Origin of the sequence: Halobacterium sp. CBA1132, from assembly GCF_001485535.1 — an archaeon.
Lineage (GTDB): Archaea > Halobacteriota > Halobacteria > Halobacteriales > Halobacteriaceae > Halobacterium.
In genome coordinates this window covers 433,477-453,235 of sequence record NZ_BCMZ01000001.1, presented here as the reverse complement: position 1 = coordinate 453,235, position 19,759 = coordinate 433,477, and the positions used below count along the sequence as shown (strand labels likewise).

Genomic DNA, 19,759 nt, shown 5'->3' with positions numbered 1-19,759 from the left:
TTGTTACCCGAACTTGCCCGTAATGTAATCTTCGACCCGGTCGTGCTCCGGGTTCTCGAAGATCTGGTTGGTGTCGCCGAACTCCACGAGTTCCCCGCCCGTGAGGAACACGGCCGTCTTGTCGGAGATGCGGGCGGCCTGCTGCATGTTGTGCGTGACGATGACGACGGTGTAGTCCTCGGCGAGTTCCTCGATGAGGTCCTCGACCTGACTGGTCGCCACCGGGTCCAGCGCCGACGCCGGCTCGTCCATCAGCAGGACTTCGGGGTCGGGCGCGATGGCGCGCGCGATGCAGAGCCGCTGTTGCTGGCCGCCCGACAGCTCCAGCCCGGAGCTGTCGAGTTGGTGACTGACCTCGTCCCACAGCGCCGCGCGCCGCAGGGACTGCTCGACGATTTCGTCGTGGTCGCCCTCGACGTCCTGAATTTCGAGGCCGTAGGCGACGTTGTCGTAGATGCTCTTTGGGAACGGGTTCGGTTCCTGGAACACCATCCCGACGCGGCGCCGCAGCGCCACCGGGTCGACGTCGGCGTCGTAGACGTTCTTCCCGCGCAGGGCGAGTTCGCCGGTCACGCGGCAGGCGTCGATGCGGTCGTTCATGCGGTTGATGCATCGCAGGAACGTCGACTTCCCGCAGCCGGAGGGACCGATGATGGCGGTGACGCGGTTCTCCGGGATGTCGATGTCGATGCCGTCGAGGGCGCGTTCCTCGCCGTAGAACACGTCGAGGTCACGCGACCGGATAATGGGGTCGGGGGTCGCGCCGGACGTGGACTCGGACGTCGCGCTTGCGACGTCGGTCTCAACGAGCATGTCGTCGTTCGTCGGGTCGGCGGTCTCCCCGCGGGCCGGTTCGTCGGTCTCTGGTGTGTTGTCACTCATGGTTACTCCGTGGACTGGTACTTGTTCCGCAGGACGATGGCGATGGAGTTCATCGCCAGCAGGATGGCGACGAGCACCACGACGCCCGCCGGGACCGCCTTCTGGTAGAACTCCTCGCCGGCGTAGAGGCTCGACCACGCGTACACCTGCAGCGGCATCGCGCTGGCTGCCTCCGAGAGTCCGGCGGGCAGCGTATACTTGACGTTCGGCGCGCCGATCATGATGAGCGGCGCCGTCTCGCCGATAGCGCGCCCGAGCGCGAGAATCGTGCCCGTGAGGATGCCGGAGAACGACCGCGGCAGCACGACGTTCTTGACGGTCTGCCACTTGGTCGCGCCCATCCCGTACGACGCCGCCCGGGTCTCCTCGGGCACCGCGCGGATGGCTTCCCGCGCGGAGATGATGACGATGGGGAGGATGAGCAGACCGAGCGTCGCGCCGCCGAGCAACACGGTTCCCGGGGGCTGGTCGAGGTACGTGACGAACAGGCCGAGGCCGAGCAGGCCGTAGACGACCGACGGCACGCCCGCGAGGTTCGAGATATTCACGTCGATGACGCGCGTGAAGCGGTTGTTCGGCGCGTACTCTTCGAGGTAGACGGCGGCGCCGATGCCCACGGGGAACGCGAGCACGGCGATGGTCATCATCAGCAGAATCGACCCGCCGATGGCGGGGTAGAAGCCGGCTTCGGCGGCCGTGCTGCTGTGCGAACCCGTGAGGAACTGCCAGTCGACCCACGACTGCGGGCCGGCGAACCCGACGATGTCGACGGCGACGGCGCCGACGAGCGAGCCCACAATGACGGTGCCCGGAACGAGCAGCCCGATGCGTTCGACGGGGCGGTTGACGGCGGTGCCGGCCGCGTAGACCAGCGGCGGCGCGAGGCCGACAGCCGCGACGACGACGCCCGGCACGGGGTCGACGCCCACGAACGGCCCGAGCGCGCCGCCCGCGAGGACGACAGCGAGGACGGCCGCGGCGACGAGCACGTGCGCGCGCCGGTCACGGTCACCGGCGACGTACCGGCTTCCGACGTACGCCACAGCGGGGCCGAACGTCCCGGCCATCATCAGCCACGGCGCCGGCGCGAACGGCAGGCCCGCAACGAATCCGAAGATGCCCGGCACGATAGCGGGGACGCCCGCGAGCGAACCCAGCGGGCCGGGCACACCGAACAGCGAGAGGTAGAACGCTGCGACGGTCACGAGGAACTGCGCGACGAACGGGACGCGGTGGTCGTATCTGAGGACGACCATCGTGACCGCAGTGGGGACGGCGAGCGCGAGCAGGAACGCCAGCCACGCCAACGGCTCGACGATGTCGACGAATATCATGGCGACACCGCCGCTGAACATCAGCGCGACGACGACGAAGCCGATGGTGAACACGCCCGTTCGGAGCGCTTCGATGCCGCGCCGGTTGGCGTACGCGCCGGCCGCCAGCGTCGGTATCACGAGCGTGAGCAGGAACGTCAGATGCCAGCCGGGGTCCGCGGTCAGCGGCTGGATGGCGTCGTTGGCGACGTAGACCAGCAGTATCGTGACGAAGACGAGACCGAACAGCGTCGCCGCCAACAGCAGGTAGCGGAACAGCGTGCCCGCCGTCCGGCTGACGCGCCCGAACCCGCCTGATTCGGTGTTCATTGCCATCTCAGTACTCCTCCCGGTATCGCTGTGCGACGTAGTCGCTGATAACGTTCATGGCGAGCGTGATGACGAACAGCGTGATGCCGATGGCGAACACGCTCCGGTAGGCGATGCCGCCGCCCGTGACGTCCCCGCCGATGAGTTTGATCATCGCCGCGGTCATCGGGAGCGCGCGCTCGGCGTACGCGGCGGGATTGATAGGGTTGAGGAACTGCGCGGTCGACCCGGCCGCGATGGTGACCGCCATCGTCTCGCCGATGGCCCGCGAGAGCGCGAGGATGAACGACGAGAAGATGCCCGAGAGCGCAGACGGCACGACGATGCCGGTCGAGACTTCGAACTTCGTGGCGCCCATCCCGTAGCCGGCCTGCCGGAGTTCCTCGGGAACGGCGGACATCGCGTCCTCGCTGATGGACGCGACCATCGGGATGATCATGATGCCGACGACGATACACGCCGACAGCATGTTGAACGTCCCGAGTCCGGGGACGAACGGCTGGAGCATCGGCGTGATGTAGATGATGGCGAAGAAGCCGTAGACGACCGTCGGGATGCCCGCCAGAATCTCCAGCCCGGGTTTGAGTATTGACCGCACGCGCGGACTGGCGTACTCGCTGAGGTAGATTGCGGTGCCGACGCCGAGCGGCAACGCGATGAGTGACGACCCGATCATCACCATCAGCGTCGCCGTGACGAGCGCGAGCACGCCGAACTTCCCGCTAGTTGGTTGCCACTCGGTACCTGTGAGGAACTCGACGACAGTCGCCGTCTGCCCCTCCACGCCGACCAGCGACGCCGAGAACGTGAAGAACTTCGCCGCCTCCGTCGTCAACAAGACGATGAGGCCGATAGTCGTGGCTATCGAGAGCGCGGCACACACGAAGAAGAACGTCCGCGAGAGCAACTCCGGTGGCGCGTTCTGGGTCCGACGAGTGAGGTCGTCCGCCAGGCTGTCGCCGCTCATTAATTTGTTGGGGTCATGCTGAACCTATAAGCTCTTTGTTCGGCCGTTTCGGGGGTTAACTCTGCGCTTCCTCGATGGCCGTCTCGAGGACTTCGAGCTGTTCTTGCTTGGCTTCCTCGCTGAGCGGCACGTAGCCGACGCGGTCGGCGACGAGCGACTCGCTGGTAGCGTTCTCGATCCAGAAGCGCGTGAACTCCGCGATGTGTTCTTCAGCCAGCGAGGACTTCGCGGGGTACGTGAACAGCGGCCGGGAGAGCGGCTGGTACTCGCCGCTGCGCGCGGTTTCGAGGCTGGGTTTGACGGGTTCACCGTCGCCGTTGTCGACGGCGAGGGCCTTCACCTGATCCTTGTTCGTGGAGTAGTACGCGAAGCCCATGTACCCCATCGCGTACTGGGAGCCCTCGACGCCCTGAATGATGGTCCGGTCCTGCTCGGTTCCGGAGTAGTCCTGCCGGTGGCTGAGCTTCTCGTCGCCGCTGTGGAGGATAGATTCGATGAAGTAGTCGTAGGTGCCGGAGGCGTCCGAGGGCCCGTACAGTTCGAGGGGTTCGTCCGGCCAGTCGGAGTTGACGTCGCTCCACTGTTCGGGCTGCTCTTCGGCGGACCAGATGGTCGCCAGTTCCTCGACGGTGATGCTGTCGATGTCGAGGTCGTTGTTGACGATGACCGTGAGCGCGTCGGTCGCAACGGTCAGCTCGACGGGTTCGATGTCGTTGTCGCCGCACTGCTGGAGTTCCTGGTCGCGAATCTGTCGGGAGGCGTTGTTGAAGTCGGTGTTGCCCGGACAGAAGTGGTTCGCGAAGCCGCCACCGGTCCCGGTCGACTGCAGGTTGAAGTTGACCTGCTTGTGGGGCTCTCCGACGTCGTCACCGCGGAAGGCCTCCGACATCGTGGTGGCGAGCGGGAAGACGGTCGAACTCCCCGCGATGTCGATGGTGCCTGAGAGTCCACCCGACCCACCGTTGTCGCTGGTGCTCTGACAACCGGCCAGTGCCGCGGCGCCGACGGCACCGACACCGGTCAAAAATTTGCGTCGCGTACTGACAGCCGACTCGTTGCGAGTCATCAACTGATAGTGAGGGAGATGTAGATAAATACCCTACTATGTTATCTATATAGATATACCTATGTAGACGTTGCCACAGGTATTTTTCGGCAGTTCGAGAACGACCCAACAGTCAAATAATGCCGTTGGAAGGGCGTAGAAGCCGCTATTTTGATACTACCCCGTGGCACGCACGAGATATATATGGGTGGAAGAATTTATATTGGTACACTCTCAACGGCGAAGTATGGAACGCAGGAAGGTCCAAGTCACGGGGGGTTCGACGTTCACCGTCTCGATTCCGAAAGACTGGGCGCGCGACCACGACGTCGAAGCCGGCGACGAAGTCGGCTTCCACCCCGACAGCGGGTCGCTGCTGCTGACGCCGGTCTCCCCCACGGACACCGAAGAGGGGACTCTCGACATCTCCGGGATGGAAGGCGACGAACTCATGCGCGCGGTGATGACGATGTACGTCAGCGGCTTCGACGTGCTCGCGCTCGAAGCCGACCGCATCAGCGCCGACCAGCGACGCGTCATCCGGAACGCCACCCAGAGCCTCGTCGGCCTCGAAGTCCTAGAGGAGACCGGCAACCGCGTCGTCATCCAAGACCTCCTGGACTCCTCGGAGCTGTCGATTCACAACGCCGTCCGCCGCATGCACCTCATCTCCACGTCGATGCTCGGCGACGCCGTCGACGCGCTCGGCGACCGCGACCTCGACGTCGCCACCGACGTCATCGAGCGCGACGACGACGTCGACCGCCTCTGGTACGTCGTCTCCCGCATCTTCCGCGGCGCGCTGCGCTCCCCGAAAGTCGCCCAAGAGATCGGACTCGGCCGCGAGACAGCCTTCGACTACCACTCCAGCGCCCGCCAACTGGAACGCGTCGCCGACCACGCCGCGAAAATCGCGAACGTCACCCGCGACCTCGACGACGACGTCCCCGGCGAAGTCGCGGCGGCGCTCGGCGACCTCGAAGCCGACGCCACCGACATCGTCGCCACCGCGATGGAGGCACTGTTTACCGACGACCCCGACGAAGCCACGCAACTTGCCAACGACGCGCGCGCCGACGTGCGCGACATCGACGAACACACCCGCGCAATCGACGACCTCCTGCACGACCTCGACCCCCACCACGCCCAGCACCTCGGCCTCGTCGTCGACTCGCTGTCCCGGAGCGCAGACTACGGCGGCAACATCGCCGAGACCGCGCTCCAGAAGTCCGCGCCCACGCCTGGACCGTAAGTTCTGCCGCTGTCCCCGACTACTGACACCGCTACTGCAAAACCACAAGCATATACGTTCCAGCGTCGATTCCGGGCGTATGAGCGAGGATTTCCCCGACTACTTGGACGTCGACTACACCGACGGCGAAGGCGAGTCCCCCGAGGACTACCCGACGCTCGAAGACAAAATCGAGAAGGCCATCGAAGTCACCCGGAAGGGCCTCGAAGAGTACGACAACCCCGCCATCATGTGGACCGGCGGGAAGGACTCCACGCTCACGCTGTACTTCGTGAAAGAGGTCGCCGAGAAGTTCGACCTCGAAGTCCCGCCAACCATCTTCATCGACCACTTCCAGCACTTCGACGAACTCCACGACTTCGTCGACCACTGGGCCGACGAGTGGGACCTCGACGTCGTCTACGCCCGCAACGAGGACGTCGGCGACTACGTCGACGCCAACGACCTCGAACCCGGCGACGACATCCCCATCGACGCGCTCAACGAACAGAACCAGCACCACGTCCGCGACCTCCTCGAATACGAGGAGGACTCGTTCCCGTTCCTGCTGGACACCTACGTCGGCAACCACCTCCTGAAGACGGTCGCGCTCAACAACGCCCTCGAAGAACACGACGTCGACGGCATCCTCTCCGGCATCCGCTGGGACGAACAGGAAGCCCGCGCCGACGAGACGTTCTTCAGCCCGCGCCACGACCCCGACGTCTACCCGCCCCACGACCGCATCCAGCCGATTCTCCAGTTCGACGAAGCCGCGGTCTGGGACGCCTTCTGGTTCTACGTCGTCCCCGAGACGGTCGACGAGTACCCCGACGACGGCTACGTCCCCCAAGACTACGACGACCTCCCGAACGGCCTCAGCCACAACGACATCCCCGTCTCCCCGAAGTACTTCAAGGGCTTCCGCTCGCTCGGCAGCGAAATCTCCACCGACAAATCCGCCGAAGAGCCCGCGTGGCTCCAAGACCTCGAAAACACCACCGAGCGCGCAGGCCGCGCCCAAGACAAAGAAGACCTCATGGAGCGCCTGCGCGACCTCGGGTATATGTAGTACCTTTTTGCTGCGCTCGGCGGCCTCCGGCCGCCTCGCTGGCAAAAAGCTACGCTAAAAAGCCGTCCTCACCCCCTACCGGGGGTTCGTCGGCCCGAGCGCGAAGCGCTCGGTGTCCTCACGATTCCGCGAGTGAGGGCTCGGCAAGCTCTGCTTGCCGGTGAATCGCGCTCGCTTCGCTCGCGCGAATGCTCGCTGCTACGATTTCTCGAGGCTACGGAGAAAGAATGCTACAGTGACTGCGCTAGTTCAGTTCCACGGCGCGAACCCAGGGTCGACCTGCCGCTCGCGGGCGTCGATGGAGTCGATCTTCGCGACGTCCTCGTCGTCGAGGTCGACCGCGAGGCTCTCGAAGTTGTCCACGATGTGGGCCTCGCTGGTGGCCTTCGGGATGGCGGTGACGCCCTTCTCGCGAACCCACGCGAGGCTGACCTGCGCTTCGCTGACGCCGTGTTTCTCCGCGACGGCCTGAATCTCGGGGACGTCGAAGACGTCGCCGCGCGCGAGCGGCGAGTACGCGACGAGTTCGAGGTCGCGGCCCGCCGCGTACTCGCGGAGTTCGTCCTGCGGAAGCAGCGGGTGCATCTCGACCTGATTCGCGAACGGGTCCTCGCCGAGCACGTCGCGGGCCTCGTCGAGGTGCCGGGGCTCGAAGTTGCTCACGCCGATTCGGTCGACGAGTCCGTCCGCCTGGAGCTGCTGGAGCGCCGACAGCGTCTCCTCAGCGTCGTACTCGCCGGACGGCCAGTGGACGTACAGGAGGTCCACGGAATCCACGCCGAGCTTCTCCAAGCTCTCCTCGGTCGTCGAAATCACGTCGTCGTGCGCGAGGTTCTCGATCCAGACCTTCGTCGCGAGGAAGACGTCCTCGCGGGGAACGTCGGCTGCCTCGATGCCGCGGCCGACGGCCTCCTCGTTGCCGTACGCTTGCGCGGTGTCGATGTGCCGATAGCCGGCTTCGAGCGCCGCTCGGACGCTGTCGGCGCACTGGTCGGCGTCGTCGTTCTGCCACGTGCCGAGGCCGAGCATCGGCATCTCGTTCGCCAGCGGTGCGCGTCGCTGTTCGTTCTGAGACATACCCGAATAGACGGCCGGCGCGCGGTTAGTGCTTGGGAAGGCGGCGAGGACCAGTACGACCTACCGCTCCGCGAGGCGCTGTTTCGCGAACCGCGCGAGCAGCGGCAAGTCGTCGAGGTGAATGAGGTCCGAGAGCCCGCCCAGCCCGCCCTGGTTGGCCTCGCTGAGCGTCTCCACGTCCATCGCGTTGAGGTCGTCCATCAGGCGGTCGTAGCGCTCGTTCGGCGCGAGGTACAGCAGTTGCGTCATCGCAAGCCGGCGTCGCATGTCGGGGGCGACGCGGCTCCGCCAGAGGTCGTCGTAGATGGCCATCGCGTCCGCCGAGGTGTCCGTCGCCGTCCCCATCAGACAGCGGTCGGCGGTGATGGCGGCGGCGCGAGCGGACTCCATGCCCTTGTGGATGCCCTCCCCCCACAGCGGGTCGATGGTGGGGACGGTGTCGCCGATGGCCATGAAGTTGTCCGTGCTGAAGCTGTCCGGCATCTGGATGTGCGCGGAGCCGCGGTGCTGTTGTGTGTCCGCGATGCGCTCGGCGTTCTCGAAGCGCGGGTCCTCGTCGAGCCACGCTTCGAGGTGTTCGTCGATGCTGCGCGACGTGTCGCCGTACTGCTGGTAGCGCTCGCCCTGAATGTAACAGAGCCCGACCTTCGCCGTGTCTCCGCCCGTGTGGAAAATCCACGAGTAGCCGCCGGGGACGACGTCGTGGTCGAGGCGCAGCATCATCGCGTTCCGCAGGTCAGCGAAGTCGGGGTGGTCGACGTCGACGCCCTCCATCTCCCACTCGATGCCGACCGCCTGATGTTGGCGCTGGAGGTCGCAGACGCCGAGTTTCTTCGCGAGCGGCGCCGCCGGCCCCGTCGCGTCCACGACGATGTCGGCGTACACCTCCTCGTCGCCAGCGTACTGCACGCCGACGATGTTCCCGTCCTCCATGATCGGGTTGTTCACGCGCGAGTCGAAGCGGTACTCGGCGCCGTGCTCGCGGCCCTCCGCGACGAGCCACTGCTTGAACTCCGCGAACTCAAGCACTGCTCCGGGTTGGGTCTGCACGAAGTGCTCGTTCGGGGATTCGAGGACGACCTCGTCGGTGTACTGCATCACGACGTCGTCGGGAATGCCGAACGCGCCCGTCATCGACGCGAACGTGCCCGCCGTGGACTTGTTCGACTGGCGCGGGAACCCGTCCTCGGGTTCGGCTTCCAGCACGAGGACGTCGTAGTCCCGCTGGGCGAGGTCTCGCGCACACTGTGCTCCTGCCGGACCGGCGCCGGCGACGACGACGTCGTAGTGCTCAGACATGGCGTAGAGGGTCGGTGTGTGGGTGCGGCGCTCGGGCCGCGATAGTCGTGCGGACGCCGGGCTGTGGGCGTCGGCGCGCGGGCGAGTGCCCGTCCCCGTAGCCGGCCGCGTCGGCGTCCGCAGTCACTGTTACTCGAACGTAAGTCGCGTCGCAGGTAAAAAACACGCGGGAACGTTCCTGACGCCCGCGAGAGGGCGGAATCGGGTTACTCGGCTTCCTCCCCGTCGCCCATCCACCGCAGGCCGAGCAGCCGGTAGCCGTCGAACTCGCCGGCCTCGATTTCGCGCTCGATTTCGGCGTGGGTGTCGGCGTCGATGCGAGCGAGGTGACAGAGCGGGTGGCCGGGCGCCGCCACGGGGTTCTCCAGAATGCCGACGAGGATACCCGTGAAGGGCGCTTCGACGACGCGCTCCTCGGTGCTGAAGTGGTCGCTGATGGTGCAGATGGTCTCGCCCTCGTGGACCAGCGGCGTCGGCCCCCACTGCATCTCCACGAGGCCGCCGGTGTCCGCACGCAGCCACCGCTTCTCCTGGTTGCCGCCCAGTACTTCCTGCCAGTTCGGCACCGTCACCTCGCCGTCCGGGAGGACGCCGTACTCCGCGAGCACGCTCTCGACGCCGACCAGCGCCTTCTCGACGAGCGGGCGCTGGAAGCGGTGGGCCTTCCCCATCTCCACGGTAATCGTGGGGATTCCGTCGCGCGTCGCGACCCCACGCAGCGACGCGTCGTCGCCCGCCCCGTCGAGAATTACGTTCGCGCCGAACGCTTCCGCGAGGCGCTGCACGTCGGGGTTAGTGGTGTCCGCGCGCACGTGGTACATCGTCGTGCGGTTCCGCGTGGACGTGTGGAAGTCCACGACGAAGTCGCACTGAGCGACGAACCGTCGGTACACCTCGTGGGCCATCCGCTCGGCGGTGTTCGCACGCTCGCGTCCCGGAAACGAGCGGTTGAGGTCTTGGTCGTAGATGGGGATGTCGCGCTGCTGGGCGAGGTAGCCCGGGACGTTGACGACGTGCAGGCACACCAGCGTTCCGTGGAGGTCCGCGGGGTCGTAGGCGGCGGCGACCTCCTGCAGCACTTTCACGCCGTTCAGTTCGTCGCCGTGGATGCCCGCGACCAGCCCGACAGTCGGCCCGCCCGCCTCGCCGTTCACGACGGTAACGGGCATCTCCACGGGGTCGCCGAGGTACGTCTCCCCGATTTCGCAGCGCAAGTGGCGCTTCTCGCCGGGCGGCACCTCGCCCTCGTACCGGAACGGCGCCGGTGAAACGTCTGTCATGCGTCTACGCTCGCGGCCAGCGAGGATAAACACGGCGGCGCCGCTGCGCGGTCTGGAAAGAGAGAAAGCGAAGAAGCATCGGCGCGCGGAGCGCGCCGTTCACCGGCAAGCAGAGCTTGCCGAGCCCTCACTCGCAGAACTCGTGAGGACACCGAGCGCGAAGCGCTCGGGCCGACGAACCCCCGGTAGGGGGTGAGGACGGCTTTTTAGCGTAGCTTTTTGCCAGTGAGGGCGGCGAAGCCGCCCGAACGCAGCAAAAAGGTACTAGTAGAACTCGCGGACGAGGTCGGTGGCGCCGTCGGGAGCGCCGTCGGGAATCTCGGCCATGTTCTCGGTGACGCCGTGGGCTTCGTGGTACGGCGTGGAGTTCTCGTCCTGATAGAGGACGCCCATGTATTCTTTGTCGGCGTCGAGGATGGCGTCCTTGGCTTGGTCGTAGTCGTGGCGGTCGTAGTCGTCTTCTTCGGAGAGGTCGACGAGGGAGTCGCGGAAGTAGTCGTAGGTGTCGACGTCGTTGAACGTCACACACGGGCTGAACGTGTTGACGAGGCTGAAGCCGTCGTGTTCGATGGCTTCTTTGACGATTTCGGTGTGGCGCAGCGCGTCAGAGGAGAAGCTCTGCGCGATGAACGACCCGCCGGCGGACATGGCGAGCGCGAGCGGGTTGACCGGCGGCTGCTTCGGGCCTTCGGGGGTGGTGGAGGTCTCGAAGTCGGACCGGCTGGTCGGGGACGCCTGCCCCTTGGTGAGGCCGTAGATGCGGTTGTCCATCACGACGTACGTGATGTCGACGTTCCGGCGGACGGCGTGGATGAAGTGGCCGACGCCGATGGAGTAGCCGTCGCCGTCGCCGCCCGCGACCATCACTTCGAGGTCGGGGTTGGCGAGCTTCGCGCCGGTGCCGACCGGGAGTGCGCGGCCGTGGACGCCGTGGAGCGCGTACGAGCGCATGTACGTCCCGATTTTGCCGGAGCAGCCGATACCCGCGACGACGAACGTGTCGTCGGGCGTGTTGCCGGTCTCCGCGAGCGCTTTCATCATGCCGTTCATGGTGCCGAAGTCGCCGCAACCCGGGCACCACGTCGGCTGTTTATCGGACTTGAAGTCGGTGAATCGGACGTTCTCTGAGCTCATGAGTTAGGCCTCCAGTGTCTGCTTGATTTCGTCGGCGAGTTCGTCCGCCTTGAAGTCGACGCCGTCGTACTTGTTGATGCGGTCGACGCGTTCGAGGGTGTCGTGTTCGATGACGTCCGCGAACTGGCCGGTGGCGTTGGCTTCCACGACGACCACTTCGTCGGCCGTGTTGACGTCCTCGGTGAGGTCGGGTCGCGGGAAGATGTAGGGCACGGAGAGCACGCGCACGTCGAGGTCGTCGAGGTAGCCGAGCGCTTCGACGATGGTTCCTTCGTTGGACCCCCACGAGATGACGAGGTTGTCGGCGTCGGTGTCGCCGAACTCGCGGTAGTCGAAGTCCTCGCGTTCCTCGGCGGTCTCGACTTTGCGGTTGCGCTTGTCGACCTGTTCGACGCGGACGTCGGTGTCCTCGGTTCGGCGCCCGAGTTCGTCGTGTTCGAGGCCGGTGGACATGTGGACACCGCCGCTGGTGCCGGGGACGGCGCGCGGGCTGATGCCGTCGGCGGTGACGGCGTGGGCCTTGAACTGGTCTTTCTCGTTCTGCCACGCGGAGATTTCGTCCTCGTCGACGAGCTTCCCGCGGTCGATTTCGACTTCGTCCATGTCGAACTCGTCGGGTTCGTAGGTGCGCTCGGTGACCGCCATCGAGAGGTCGGCGGTGAGGTAGACGGGGAGCTGGTACTTCTCGGCGAGGTTGAACGCCTCGACGGTCTTGTGGAAGCACTCCGCGACCGACGTGGGCGCGAGGACGAACCGCGGCACTTCGCCGTGGCCGCCGTACAGCATCATGTTGAGGTCGCCCTGTTCTTGCTTGGTGGGCATCCCCGTGGAGGGGCCCGAGCGCATGACGTTCGTGATGACCAGCGGCGTCTCGCTGGTGGCGACGAGGCCGAACGTCTCGCTCATCAGGTCGATGCCGGGACCGGAGGTCGCGGTCATCGAGCGAGCGCCGGCGCGGGCGGCGCCGAGTGCCATGTTGATGGCGGAGAGTTCGTCCTCGGCTTGAACGACGTGGCCGCCGAACTGCTCGATGCGGCCGGTGAGGTACTCCATGACGTCCGTCGCGGGCGTGATGGGGTAGCCGGCGTAGAACCGGCAGCCGGCGGCGATGGCGCCCATGCCGATGGCTTCGTCGCCGTTCAGCAGGACGTAGTCGTTGTCGGTGGTCTCCAGTTCGTAGGAGTTCTCGACGCCGGCGTACTCGTCTTTGACGTACTCGTAGCCGAGCCGAGCGGCCTCCTTGTTGTTCTCGACGATGCTCTCGCCTTTGTTCCCGAAGCGCTTGTCGAGGGACTCGTCGAGGTTCTCGATGGGGAAGTCGGTGACCGCGCAGACGGCGCCGAGCGCGACGATGTTTCGCATGATGGCGCCGCCGGCGTCCTCCGCCAGCGACTTCAGGGGGATGTCGAGGCCGACGGTGTCGTCGGGCGCCTCGAAGTCAGAGAACTCCGTTCGGTCGCCGTCGAAGATGATGACCGACTCCTCGTGGAGTTCGTCGAGGTTCTCGTCGACGGTGCGCTCGGTGAGCGCGATGAGGACGTCGAGTCGGTCGACGACGCTCTGTACTTCGTCGACGGAGGTTCGAACCTTGTAGGCGGTGTAGCCGCCACGGATTCGGGACGCGAAGTCCTTCGACGTGAAGACGTGGCGACCCGCGCGGGACAGCGCCTGCGCGAAAATTTTCCCGGTGGACGCGATTCCATCGCCGGCTTCGCCGCCGATGGCCCAGTTCAGGTCGTCGTGCATGTGAGTGGGGGTAGCCGTGCCCCCTGCAAAAAGGCTTCTGAAGCCGTACGTCCGTCCGAAACAGCGGATTCTCGGTGACGAGCCGGTATAATTGGGCATTCGTCCATGATAGACCGGGGGGCTGTGATGGACGGCCGTTACACGCGCGCGTTACGCCCGCGTGTCTACCGGGAAATTCCGATTCCCGAGTTGTCGTTGTGCCGTGGTGACAGCTCGCTCGGGGGTCGGTCGACCGGGAAGCGAATCCATTTGGGTCGCGGGCGCGAACCCGACGTATGGACGAGACAGCAGTTCCGGTGCGGGCAGTCCGCGACGCGGGCCCCGACACCGTCGCCGTGGTGTTCGAGAGCCCCGACGGGTTCGAGGCCGAGCCCGGCCAGTTCGTACAGGTGTTCGGCGAGTTCGAGGGGGAGCGCGAGGGTCGCTTCTACACGCTCTCCTCGCCGGATGTCGCGGAGACGTTCGAGATTACGGTCGAAGTAGACCCCGAAGGGACGCTCGGGCCGTGGTTGGCGTCGCGCGACCCCGGCGACGAGGTCGTCGTCTCGGGGCCGTTCGGCGACGACTACTACGAGGGTGAGGACAGCGTCGTCGTGCTCGCGGGCGGGCCGGGCGTCGGGCCGGCGGTCGCGGTCGGCGAGCGCGCGCTCGCTGACGGCGCCGACGTCACCGTCGTCTATCAGGACGACGAACCGGTCCACGAAGACCGCCTCGCAGCGCTCGCCGACGCCGGCGCGCGCGTCGTCTTCGTCTCCGACGGCGTCGACGCCGCAGTCAGGTCGCTAACCGGGCCCACCGACGCCGTACCGTTCGTCTACGGGTTCGCCGGGTTCTGCGAGGCAGCCGTCGGCGCCCTCGACGCCGCCGGCTTCGACATCGACGCCGCGAAAGTCGAGAGCTTCGGGCCCGCGCCGTAGACTCCCGTAGACGGAGCCGTGGGCGTCTGTCGGAGCCAAACGAACTAAACCCGAGGATTCCATTTGTGGTCCCGTGTCGTCTAGTGGTCGGGACCGAGTCCGCCAGCGGCTCGCCGGCCTCGAACGAGACTACGGAGCGTTCCACGTCGTCGAGGAGGAGACCGTCGTCCCGCGCGCCGTCTACACCGACTGCCTGCAAGCGGCCGAATCGGGGTCACTGGGCGGCGCGCGCGTCGTGCTCCGACACGGCGACGAGGTACTGCTCGTCCGCTACCGCGACCACGCCGAGGCGTGGGACTTCCCCGGCGGGTCGACGGAGCGCGGCGAGTTCCACGAGGACACCGCGAAGTTCCGCGTCCACGACGACGTCGGCGCGACGTGTACGCTGACCGGCGTCGAGCGCGTCATCGAGCAGTCGTTCGCGCTCGTGGAGGGCGGGGACGGCGTCACCGGCCTGTGGGTGTTCTTCGCGGCCGAACCCGACGACCGCAACCTCTCGCTGTCCGAGGACATCGTGGAGGCGCGGTGGTTCGACGCCGCGGACCCGCCGGACGCCATCGGCCCGCACGTCAGCGCGATTCTCGCGGACTAGTGCTGGACGAACTCCACGAGCGCGCCACCCGTGTCCCGTGGGTGGAGAAACGCGACGTCGTGACCCCACGCGCCTTCTCGCGGTTGTTCGTCGATTAGTTCGACGCCCGCCTCGCGAGCGGTGGCGAGCGCGGCTTCGATGTCGTCGGTCGCGAGCGCGACGTGGTGGATGCCCGGCCCCTCGCGGTCGAGGTACGCGCTAATGTCGGTGTCCGCGGCGACCGGTTCGAGGAGTTCGAAGTAGCCGTCGCCGTCGAGGTCGAGGAAGACGACGCGGAGGCCGTCGAACGTCTCTTCGTGGACTGCGGGCGCGTCGAACAGCGTCCCGTACAGCCCCGTGAGCCTGTCAGCGTCGTCGGTGACGACGCCGATGTGGTCGACGTGCATACGCGCAGAGGTGGCGCGCGCCACCCCATCAAGGCTCCGGCGTGCGCCCGTCGCGTCAGTCGTCGCTCGGTGCGGGGAGGTCGAAGGAGACGCCAGTGAGGTCCTCGGAGACCGACCAGAGCCTGCGCGCGGTCGACTCGTCCTGCGAGCGGTCGTTGGACTCCTGCTCCTCGGGGTGGCCGCGCATATTCAGCAAACCACCGGGGCCGACATACTCGCCGCCGTCCACGGCGGGGTGCGTGGCGGCGTACAGCAGCGGCCACGCGCCCGCTTCGGCGCTCTGCGCGAGCACGGCGTTGGCGGCCTTCATCGCGAGCAGGCGCAGCCGCGACCCCTCGGCTTCGGGGCCGCGCAACTGGAGATTCGTCGCGGCGAACCCGGGGTGGCAAGCGACGCTGGTGACGCTGGCGTTCGCGGCGCGCAGCCGGCGGTCGAGTTCGTACGCGAACAGCAGGTTCGCGAGCTTCGACTGGCCGTACGCCCCCCACTTGTCGTACTCGTCCTCGTGCTGGAGGTCCTCGAAGTCGATTTCGCCGCTCTCGTGGGCCATGCTGGACTGCGTGACGACGCGCGTCGCACCGCTCGTCCGCCGCAGCACGTCGAGGAGATGGCCGGTGAGCGCGAAGTGCCCGAGGTGGTTGACGCCGAACTGCGTCTCGAAGCCGTCCGCGGTCTCCGAGCGCGGAATCGCCATCACGCCCGCGTTGTTCGCGAGCACGGACAGCGAGTCGTAAGTCGTCTCGTACCAGTCCGCGAACGCCGCCACGGAGTCGAGGTCCGCGAGGTCGAGTTCGTGGACGGTCAGCGACGCGCCCGGGTACTTCTCGCGGACGTCGTCGGCTGCCTCCTCGCCGCGTTCGACGCTCCGGCACGCCAGCACGACGTGGGCGCCCGCCGCCGCGAACGCTCCCGTCGCCTCGTAGCCGATACCGCTGTTCGCGCCCGTCACGACGACGTTCCGCCCGGACTGGTCGGGCAGCTCGTCGGCGGTCCAGCCGCTGTCGTTGAACATGTGTTCAACTCCACGCGGGAGCCTCATAATACGGGGTGTCGCGGCGACGCCGGCCGCGTCTACAGCGCGGCGCCGGGCCGGTGCTCGCCGAACACGTCACGGAGCGCGTTACAGATTTCGCCGACGCTGGCGTACGCCTTCACCGCGTCCACGATGTACGGCATCACGTTCTCGTCGCCCTCAGCCGCATCTTTCAGGTCCGCGAGCGCCGCCTCGACGGCCTCCTCGTCGCGGTCGGTCTTCACGTCCTCCAAGCCGTCGACTTTGCGGCGCTCGTCCTCCTCGGTGACGTCCTCGATGTCGACCTCGGGTTCGTCCTCGACCTCGAACTCGTTGACGCCGACGATGATGCGGTCGCCCTCCTCGATTTCCTGCTGGCGCTCGAAGGCCACGTCCTGAATCTGGCGCTGCACCCACTGGTCTTCCACTGCTTGCCGCATCCCGCCGCGGTCGTCCACGTCGTCCAGAATCTCGCGGGCCTCTTCTTCGACCTCGTCGGTGAGGTTCTCGACGTAGTAACTCCCCGCCAGCGGGTCGATGGTGTCCGCGGCGCCGGACTCGTGGGCGAGAATCTGCTGGGTCCGCAGCGCGGTACGAACGGACTCCTCGGTGGGAATCGAGAGCGCCTCGTCTTTCCCGTTCGTGTGGAGGCTCTGCGTGCCGCCGAGGACAGCCGCCAGCGCCTGATAGCCGACGCGCACGATGTTGTTGTCGATCTGCTGGGCGGTGAGCGTCGACCCCGCGGTCTGCGTGTGGAACTTCAACTGCTTGCTCTTGGGGTTCTGTGCGTCGAAGCGCTCCTCCATAATTTTCGCCCACATGCGGCGGGCGGCGCGGAACTTCGCGACCTCCTCGAAGATGTTGTTGTGGGCGTTGAAGAAGAAGGAGAGTTGGGGCGCGAACTCGTCGACGTCCAGTCCCGCGTCCAGCGCCGTCTCGACGTACTCGATGCCGTCGCCGAGCGTGAACGCGATTTCCTGGGCCGCCGTCGCGCCCGCCTCGCGGATGTGGTACCCCGAGATGGAGATGGTGTTGAACTTCGGCGTCTCCGCGGCGCAGAACTCGAAGATGTCCGTGATGATACGCATCGACGGCTCCGGCGGGAAGATGTACGTGTTCCGCGCGATGTACTCCTTGAGGATGTCGTTCTGGATGGTCCCCCGGAGTTCTTCGCGGTCGACGCCCTGCTGGTCGCCGACCGCAATGTACATCGCCAAGAGGACGCTGGCGGGCGCGTTGATGGTCATCGACGTCGACACCTCGTCCAGCGGGATGCCGTCGAAGACCTTCTCGAAGTCCGCGAGCGTGTCGATTGCCACGCCGGACTTCCCGACTTCGCCTTGAGCCATCGTCGCGTCGGAGTCGTAACCCATCTGCGTCGGGAGGTCGAACGCCATCGACAGCCCGGTCTGTCCCTCGTCGAGGAGGTAGTGGAAGCGCTCGTTGGTCTCCTCGGGCGTGCCGAAGCCCGCGTACTGGCGCATCGTCCACAGACGCCCCCGGTACATCGTCGGATAGACGCCGCGCGTGTAGGGGTCCTCGCCGGGGAACCCGAGGTCCGCCTCGTAGTCGAGGTCGGACACGTCCTCGGGCGTGTAGAGGGCGTCGACCGCCTGCCCGCCCGTGTCAGTCCGGAACTCGTCTTTGCGCTCCCCGAACCGGTCGAGAGTCGGGGAGAGGGAGTCTTCCTCCCACTCCTCGTGGGACTCGCGGATTTCCGCGAGGTCCTCGTCGTCGAACATAGCCGAACCGACGGGGGACGGCGCCTTAGTTCGCACGCTCTACCGCACGACGATGCGCTCGCTCGACGGGTCGATTTCGACCTCGCGGCCCACCGGGAGCGGTGCGACGGGGTTGGTGTGCCCCCAGTCGAGTCCGCAGACCACGGGCGCGTCGGGGTTGTACCGCCCGACCCACTCCACGACGGCGTCGTAGAGGTTCTCGCGGTACCGCCGGCGCTGGGGTTCCGGTGGCTCGTCGAGGTAGCTCCGGGTCGGCGGCCGCCCGACGAGCACGCCCGAGAACCGCTCCAGCAGCCCGCGTTCCCCCATCGCCATCAGCGTCGCGCCGACCATCATCGGCTTCGGGAGGTCTTCGGCCGTCTCGATACAGAGGACCGCGCCGTCGAGTCGCTCGGGCGCCGGGAGGTAGCGGTCGCTGGCGAGGTGCCAGTCGACGATGGCGAGGCTCCCGCCCCACAGCCGCCCGGAGACGGCGTCCTCGCCGCCGGCCCATCGGCGCCCCGGATTGGGTTCGTACTCGGGGCGCTCGCCGAGCAGGCTCGGGTCCGTCCACCAGTGGCTCGGCGCGTCGCTCCACTCGTCGGCGGATTCGAGTTCGCCGAGCTGGTCCTCGAAGAACGCCCGCCGGCAGTACCGTTCGGTGTACTCGGGAACGCCGCCCGGGGTCGCTATCTCGTTCAGTAGCTGGCCGCCGTTGTACGAGACGACGCCGTGCGTCCAGAGGTAGAGCCCGAGATTCGAGTTGTCGGACATCCCGAAGAACCGCGTCGGGTGTTCGCCCAGCACCTCGGGGTCGAGGTGGCGCAGGACGCGGAGCTGGTCGGTGCCACCGATGGTCGCGAACACGCCCGCGATGTCGGGGTCGCGGAACGCCGCGTGGATGTCGGCGGCCCGCGCCCGCGGGTTGTCCCGGAGGAATGAGTCGCTCTGCCGGGCTGTCGGGTAGACCACGGGGTCGAGGTCGAAGACGTCTCGGAGTCGCTGCAGGCCGAGTTCCAGGAGGTGCGGTGCGTCGTGGGCGCCACCGGAAGAGGGCGCGAGGACGGCGACGGAATCGCCGGGCTCCATCGCGGGCGGCGTGACGAACTCACTCGACATACGGGGAGGACTGCGCTGGCCCCACAAAAGCGTTCAGTGGGTGTGTGACCCAGTCACCCGCCGGTGTCGTACTTGTACGTCGCGGAGTCGGAGTCGATGCCGAAGTCCTCGGAGGGTTCTTCGGAGGTTTCGTCGTCGCTCTCGTCCGCGCGGAAGCGCTCGCGGAGGCGGTCGGGAATCTCGAACGCCGAGAAGTCGAGGAACACGGGCACGGCGTCCGGCTGGTACTCGCGGGTGGCGTCGAGGCGCTCCGGGAGCGGTTCCGGGAGGCCCTCGGCGGTGGTCGCTTCGAACCCGAACTGCGCGAGGTACTCGGGTTCGTCGGTGAGCGCGTACGCCGCCTCGAAGCCCTGGTCGCGGGCGTCCTCGACGAGGTGTTCGAGGAGGTGCGCGCCGACGCCGCGGCCGCGCCAGTCCTCGCGCACGCCGATGTTCGTGAACTCACAGACCGACTGGTCGTCGGTCGTGTGGACGCGGAAGCGCGCGAACCCCGCACGCTCGTTGGTCTCCTCGTCGATGGCGAGCACGTAGTCCCGCGAGCGGAACGCCGGGTCCTCGAACCCGAACTCGTCGAGGCGGTCGAGCAACCACACCTCCTCGTGTTTCTTCGCGTCGCGGGCGTACATACTCACATCC

The 19,759-nt window shown here is 66.7% G+C and carries 18 protein-coding genes; 4 read left to right on the top strand and 14 right to left on the bottom strand.

Translation table 11 applies throughout. The features are described 5' to 3' along the window. Window positions 1-3: 3 nt before the first annotated feature. Genes pstB through AVZ66_RS02255 form a run of 4 tightly spaced genes read right to left on the bottom strand, consistent with a single transcriptional unit; the run spans window position 4 to window position 4,558 of the window. Entirely contained in the window at window positions 4-882 is an 879-nt protein-coding gene (gene pstB, locus AVZ66_RS02270; protein ID WP_058981421.1) for a phosphate ABC transporter ATP-binding protein PstB, read from the bottom strand. Window positions 883-884: 2 nt separating this feature from the next. After that, the gene (gene pstA, locus AVZ66_RS02265; RefSeq protein ID WP_058981419.1) at window positions 885-2,531 is read right to left on the bottom strand and encodes a phosphate ABC transporter permease PstA; all 1,647 of its coding nucleotides are present in this window, start codon (window positions 2,529-2,531) and stop codon (window positions 885-887) included. A 1-nt stretch (window position 2,532) separates the two neighbouring features. Further along, window positions 2,533-3,492 carry a phosphate ABC transporter permease subunit PstC gene (pstC, locus tag AVZ66_RS02260; protein ID WP_058981409.1) on the bottom strand — a complete coding sequence of 320 codons (960 nt, stop codon included), beginning with the start codon at window positions 3,490-3,492 and terminating at the stop codon, window positions 2,533-2,535. 55 nt (window positions 3,493-3,547) lie between these two features. Continuing rightward, window positions 3,548-4,558 (bottom strand): PstS family phosphate ABC transporter substrate-binding protein, encoded by a 1,011-nt coding sequence (locus AVZ66_RS02255; protein WP_058981407.1) that lies wholly within the window; start codon window positions 4,556-4,558, stop codon window positions 3,548-3,550. A 226-nt stretch (window positions 4,559-4,784) separates the two neighbouring features. Here AVZ66_RS02255 and AVZ66_RS02250 point away from each other — a divergent pair, with 226 nt between their 5' ends. Both AVZ66_RS02250 and AVZ66_RS02245 read left to right on the top strand, forming a co-directional pair. Further along, window positions 4,785-5,789, top strand: coding sequence for a phosphate uptake regulator PhoU (locus tag AVZ66_RS02250; RefSeq protein ID WP_058981406.1), 1,005 nt, complete (start codon window positions 4,785-4,787; stop codon window positions 5,787-5,789). Window positions 5,790-5,868: 79 nt separating this feature from the next. Continuing rightward, entirely contained in the window at window positions 5,869-6,840 is a 972-nt protein-coding gene (locus tag AVZ66_RS02245; RefSeq protein ID WP_058981404.1) for a phosphoadenosine phosphosulfate reductase family protein, read from the top strand. A gap of 249 nt (window positions 6,841-7,089) precedes the next feature. Here the strand turns inward: AVZ66_RS02245 and AVZ66_RS02240 are convergent, their stop codons facing one another. From AVZ66_RS02240 to AVZ66_RS02220, 5 genes are all read right to left on the bottom strand, one after another. Further along, complete coding sequence (locus AVZ66_RS02240) at window positions 7,090-7,917, bottom strand: aldo/keto reductase (protein WP_058981401.1); 828 nt, start codon at window positions 7,915-7,917, stop codon at window positions 7,090-7,092. 60 nt (window positions 7,918-7,977) lie between these two features. After that, on the bottom strand, window positions 7,978-9,216 hold the full coding sequence (locus AVZ66_RS02235) for a digeranylgeranylglycerophospholipid reductase (RefSeq protein WP_058981398.1): 1,239 nt from the start codon (window positions 9,214-9,216) through the stop codon (window positions 7,978-7,980). A gap of 206 nt (window positions 9,217-9,422) precedes the next feature. Then, window positions 9,423-10,496 (bottom strand): succinylglutamate desuccinylase/aspartoacylase family protein, encoded by a 1,074-nt coding sequence (locus AVZ66_RS02230; protein WP_058981396.1) that lies wholly within the window; start codon window positions 10,494-10,496, stop codon window positions 9,423-9,425. 264 nt (window positions 10,497-10,760) lie between these two features. Next, entirely contained in the window at window positions 10,761-11,630 is an 870-nt protein-coding gene (locus tag AVZ66_RS02225; protein WP_058981394.1) for a 2-oxoacid:ferredoxin oxidoreductase subunit beta, read from the bottom strand. 3 nt (window positions 11,631-11,633) lie between these two features. After that, window positions 11,634-13,376: a 2-oxoacid:acceptor oxidoreductase subunit alpha gene (locus AVZ66_RS02220; RefSeq protein WP_058981393.1), complete on the bottom strand. Its 1,743-nt coding sequence runs from the start codon at window positions 13,374-13,376 to the stop codon at window positions 11,634-11,636. Window positions 13,377-13,651: 275 nt separating this feature from the next. Between AVZ66_RS02220 and AVZ66_RS02215 the strand changes: the two genes are divergently transcribed. Together AVZ66_RS02215 and AVZ66_RS02210 are read left to right on the top strand one after the other, a co-directional pair. Then, window positions 13,652-14,293, top strand: a complete 642-nt coding sequence (locus tag AVZ66_RS02215) for an FAD-dependent oxidoreductase (RefSeq protein WP_058981391.1) — start codon at window positions 13,652-13,654, stop codon at window positions 14,291-14,293. Between the two features lie 73 nt (window positions 14,294-14,366). Then, entirely contained in the window at window positions 14,367-14,885 is a 519-nt protein-coding gene (locus AVZ66_RS02210; protein ID WP_058981389.1) for an NUDIX hydrolase, read from the top strand. On the opposite strand, the gene mce is transcribed toward AVZ66_RS02210, so the two are convergent. From mce to AVZ66_RS02185, 5 genes are read right to left on the bottom strand one after another with little or no spacing between them, the layout of a single operon-like run. Then, entirely contained in the window at window positions 14,882-15,271 is a 390-nt protein-coding gene (mce, locus tag AVZ66_RS02205; RefSeq protein ID WP_058981387.1) for a methylmalonyl-CoA epimerase, read from the bottom strand. The two genes, AVZ66_RS02210 and mce, sit on opposite strands and share 4 nt — an antisense overlap. A gap of 55 nt (window positions 15,272-15,326) precedes the next feature. Next, on the bottom strand, window positions 15,327-16,283 hold the full coding sequence (locus tag AVZ66_RS02200) for an oxidoreductase (protein WP_058981385.1): 957 nt from the start codon (window positions 16,281-16,283) through the stop codon (window positions 15,327-15,329). 59 nt (window positions 16,284-16,342) lie between these two features. Next, a complete protein-coding gene (locus AVZ66_RS02195; RefSeq protein ID WP_058981383.1) occupies window positions 16,343-18,025 on the bottom strand; it encodes a methylmalonyl-CoA mutase in 1,683 nt (560 codons plus the stop codon). 39 nt (window positions 18,026-18,064) lie between these two features. After that, the gene (locus AVZ66_RS02190) at window positions 18,065-19,123 is read right to left on the bottom strand and encodes a S66 peptidase family protein (RefSeq protein ID WP_058981381.1); all 1,059 of its coding nucleotides are present in this window, start codon (window positions 19,121-19,123) and stop codon (window positions 18,065-18,067) included. A 53-nt stretch (window positions 19,124-19,176) separates the two neighbouring features. After that, window positions 19,177-19,749, bottom strand: a complete 573-nt coding sequence (locus AVZ66_RS02185; RefSeq protein ID WP_058981380.1) for a GNAT family N-acetyltransferase — start codon at window positions 19,747-19,749, stop codon at window positions 19,177-19,179. Window positions 19,750-19,759 lie beyond the last annotated feature (10 nt).

Excerpts from the sequence above, each read along its gene's own strand:
- pstB (WP_058981421.1), bottom strand. The coding sequence starts at position 882 with ATGAGTGACAACACACCAGAGACCGACGAACCGGCCCGCGGGGAGACC.
- pstA (WP_058981419.1), bottom strand. The coding sequence starts at position 2,531 with ATGGCAATGAACACCGAATCAGGCGGGTTCGGGCGCGTCAGCCGGACG.
- pstC (WP_058981409.1), bottom strand. The coding sequence starts at position 3,492 with ATGAGCGGCGACAGCCTGGCGGACGACCTCACTCGTCGGACCCAGAAC.
- AVZ66_RS02255 (WP_058981407.1), bottom strand. The coding sequence starts at position 4,558 with ATGACTCGCAACGAGTCGGCTGTCAGTACGCGACGCAAATTTTTGACC.
- AVZ66_RS02250 (WP_058981406.1), top strand. The coding sequence starts at position 4,785 with ATGGAACGCAGGAAGGTCCAAGTCACGGGGGGTTCGACGTTCACCGTC.
- AVZ66_RS02245 (WP_058981404.1), top strand. The coding sequence starts at position 5,869 with ATGAGCGAGGATTTCCCCGACTACTTGGACGTCGACTACACCGACGGC.
- AVZ66_RS02240 (WP_058981401.1), bottom strand. The coding sequence starts at position 7,917 with ATGTCTCAGAACGAACAGCGACGCGCACCGCTGGCGAACGAGATGCCG.
- AVZ66_RS02235 (WP_058981398.1), bottom strand. The coding sequence starts at position 9,216 with ATGTCTGAGCACTACGACGTCGTCGTCGCCGGCGCCGGTCCGGCAGGA.
- AVZ66_RS02230 (WP_058981396.1), bottom strand. The coding sequence starts at position 10,496 with ATGACAGACGTTTCACCGGCGCCGTTCCGGTACGAGGGCGAGGTGCCG.
- AVZ66_RS02225 (WP_058981394.1), bottom strand. The coding sequence starts at position 11,630 with ATGAGCTCAGAGAACGTCCGATTCACCGACTTCAAGTCCGATAAACAG.
- AVZ66_RS02220 (WP_058981393.1), bottom strand. The coding sequence starts at position 13,376 with ATGCACGACGACCTGAACTGGGCCATCGGCGGCGAAGCCGGCGATGGA.
- AVZ66_RS02215 (WP_058981391.1), top strand. The coding sequence starts at position 13,652 with ATGGACGAGACAGCAGTTCCGGTGCGGGCAGTCCGCGACGCGGGCCCC.
- mce (WP_058981387.1), bottom strand. The coding sequence starts at position 15,271 with ATGCACGTCGACCACATCGGCGTCGTCACCGACGACGCTGACAGGCTC.
- AVZ66_RS02200 (WP_058981385.1), bottom strand. The coding sequence starts at position 16,283 with ATGTTCAACGACAGCGGCTGGACCGCCGACGAGCTGCCCGACCAGTCC.
- AVZ66_RS02195 (WP_058981383.1), bottom strand. The coding sequence starts at position 18,025 with ATGTTCGACGACGAGGACCTCGCGGAAATCCGCGAGTCCCACGAGGAG.
- AVZ66_RS02190 (WP_058981381.1), bottom strand. The coding sequence starts at position 19,123 with ATGTCGAGTGAGTTCGTCACGCCGCCCGCGATGGAGCCCGGCGATTCC.
- AVZ66_RS02185 (WP_058981380.1), bottom strand. The coding sequence starts at position 19,749 with ATGTACGCCCGCGACGCGAAGAAACACGAGGAGGTGTGGTTGCTCGAC.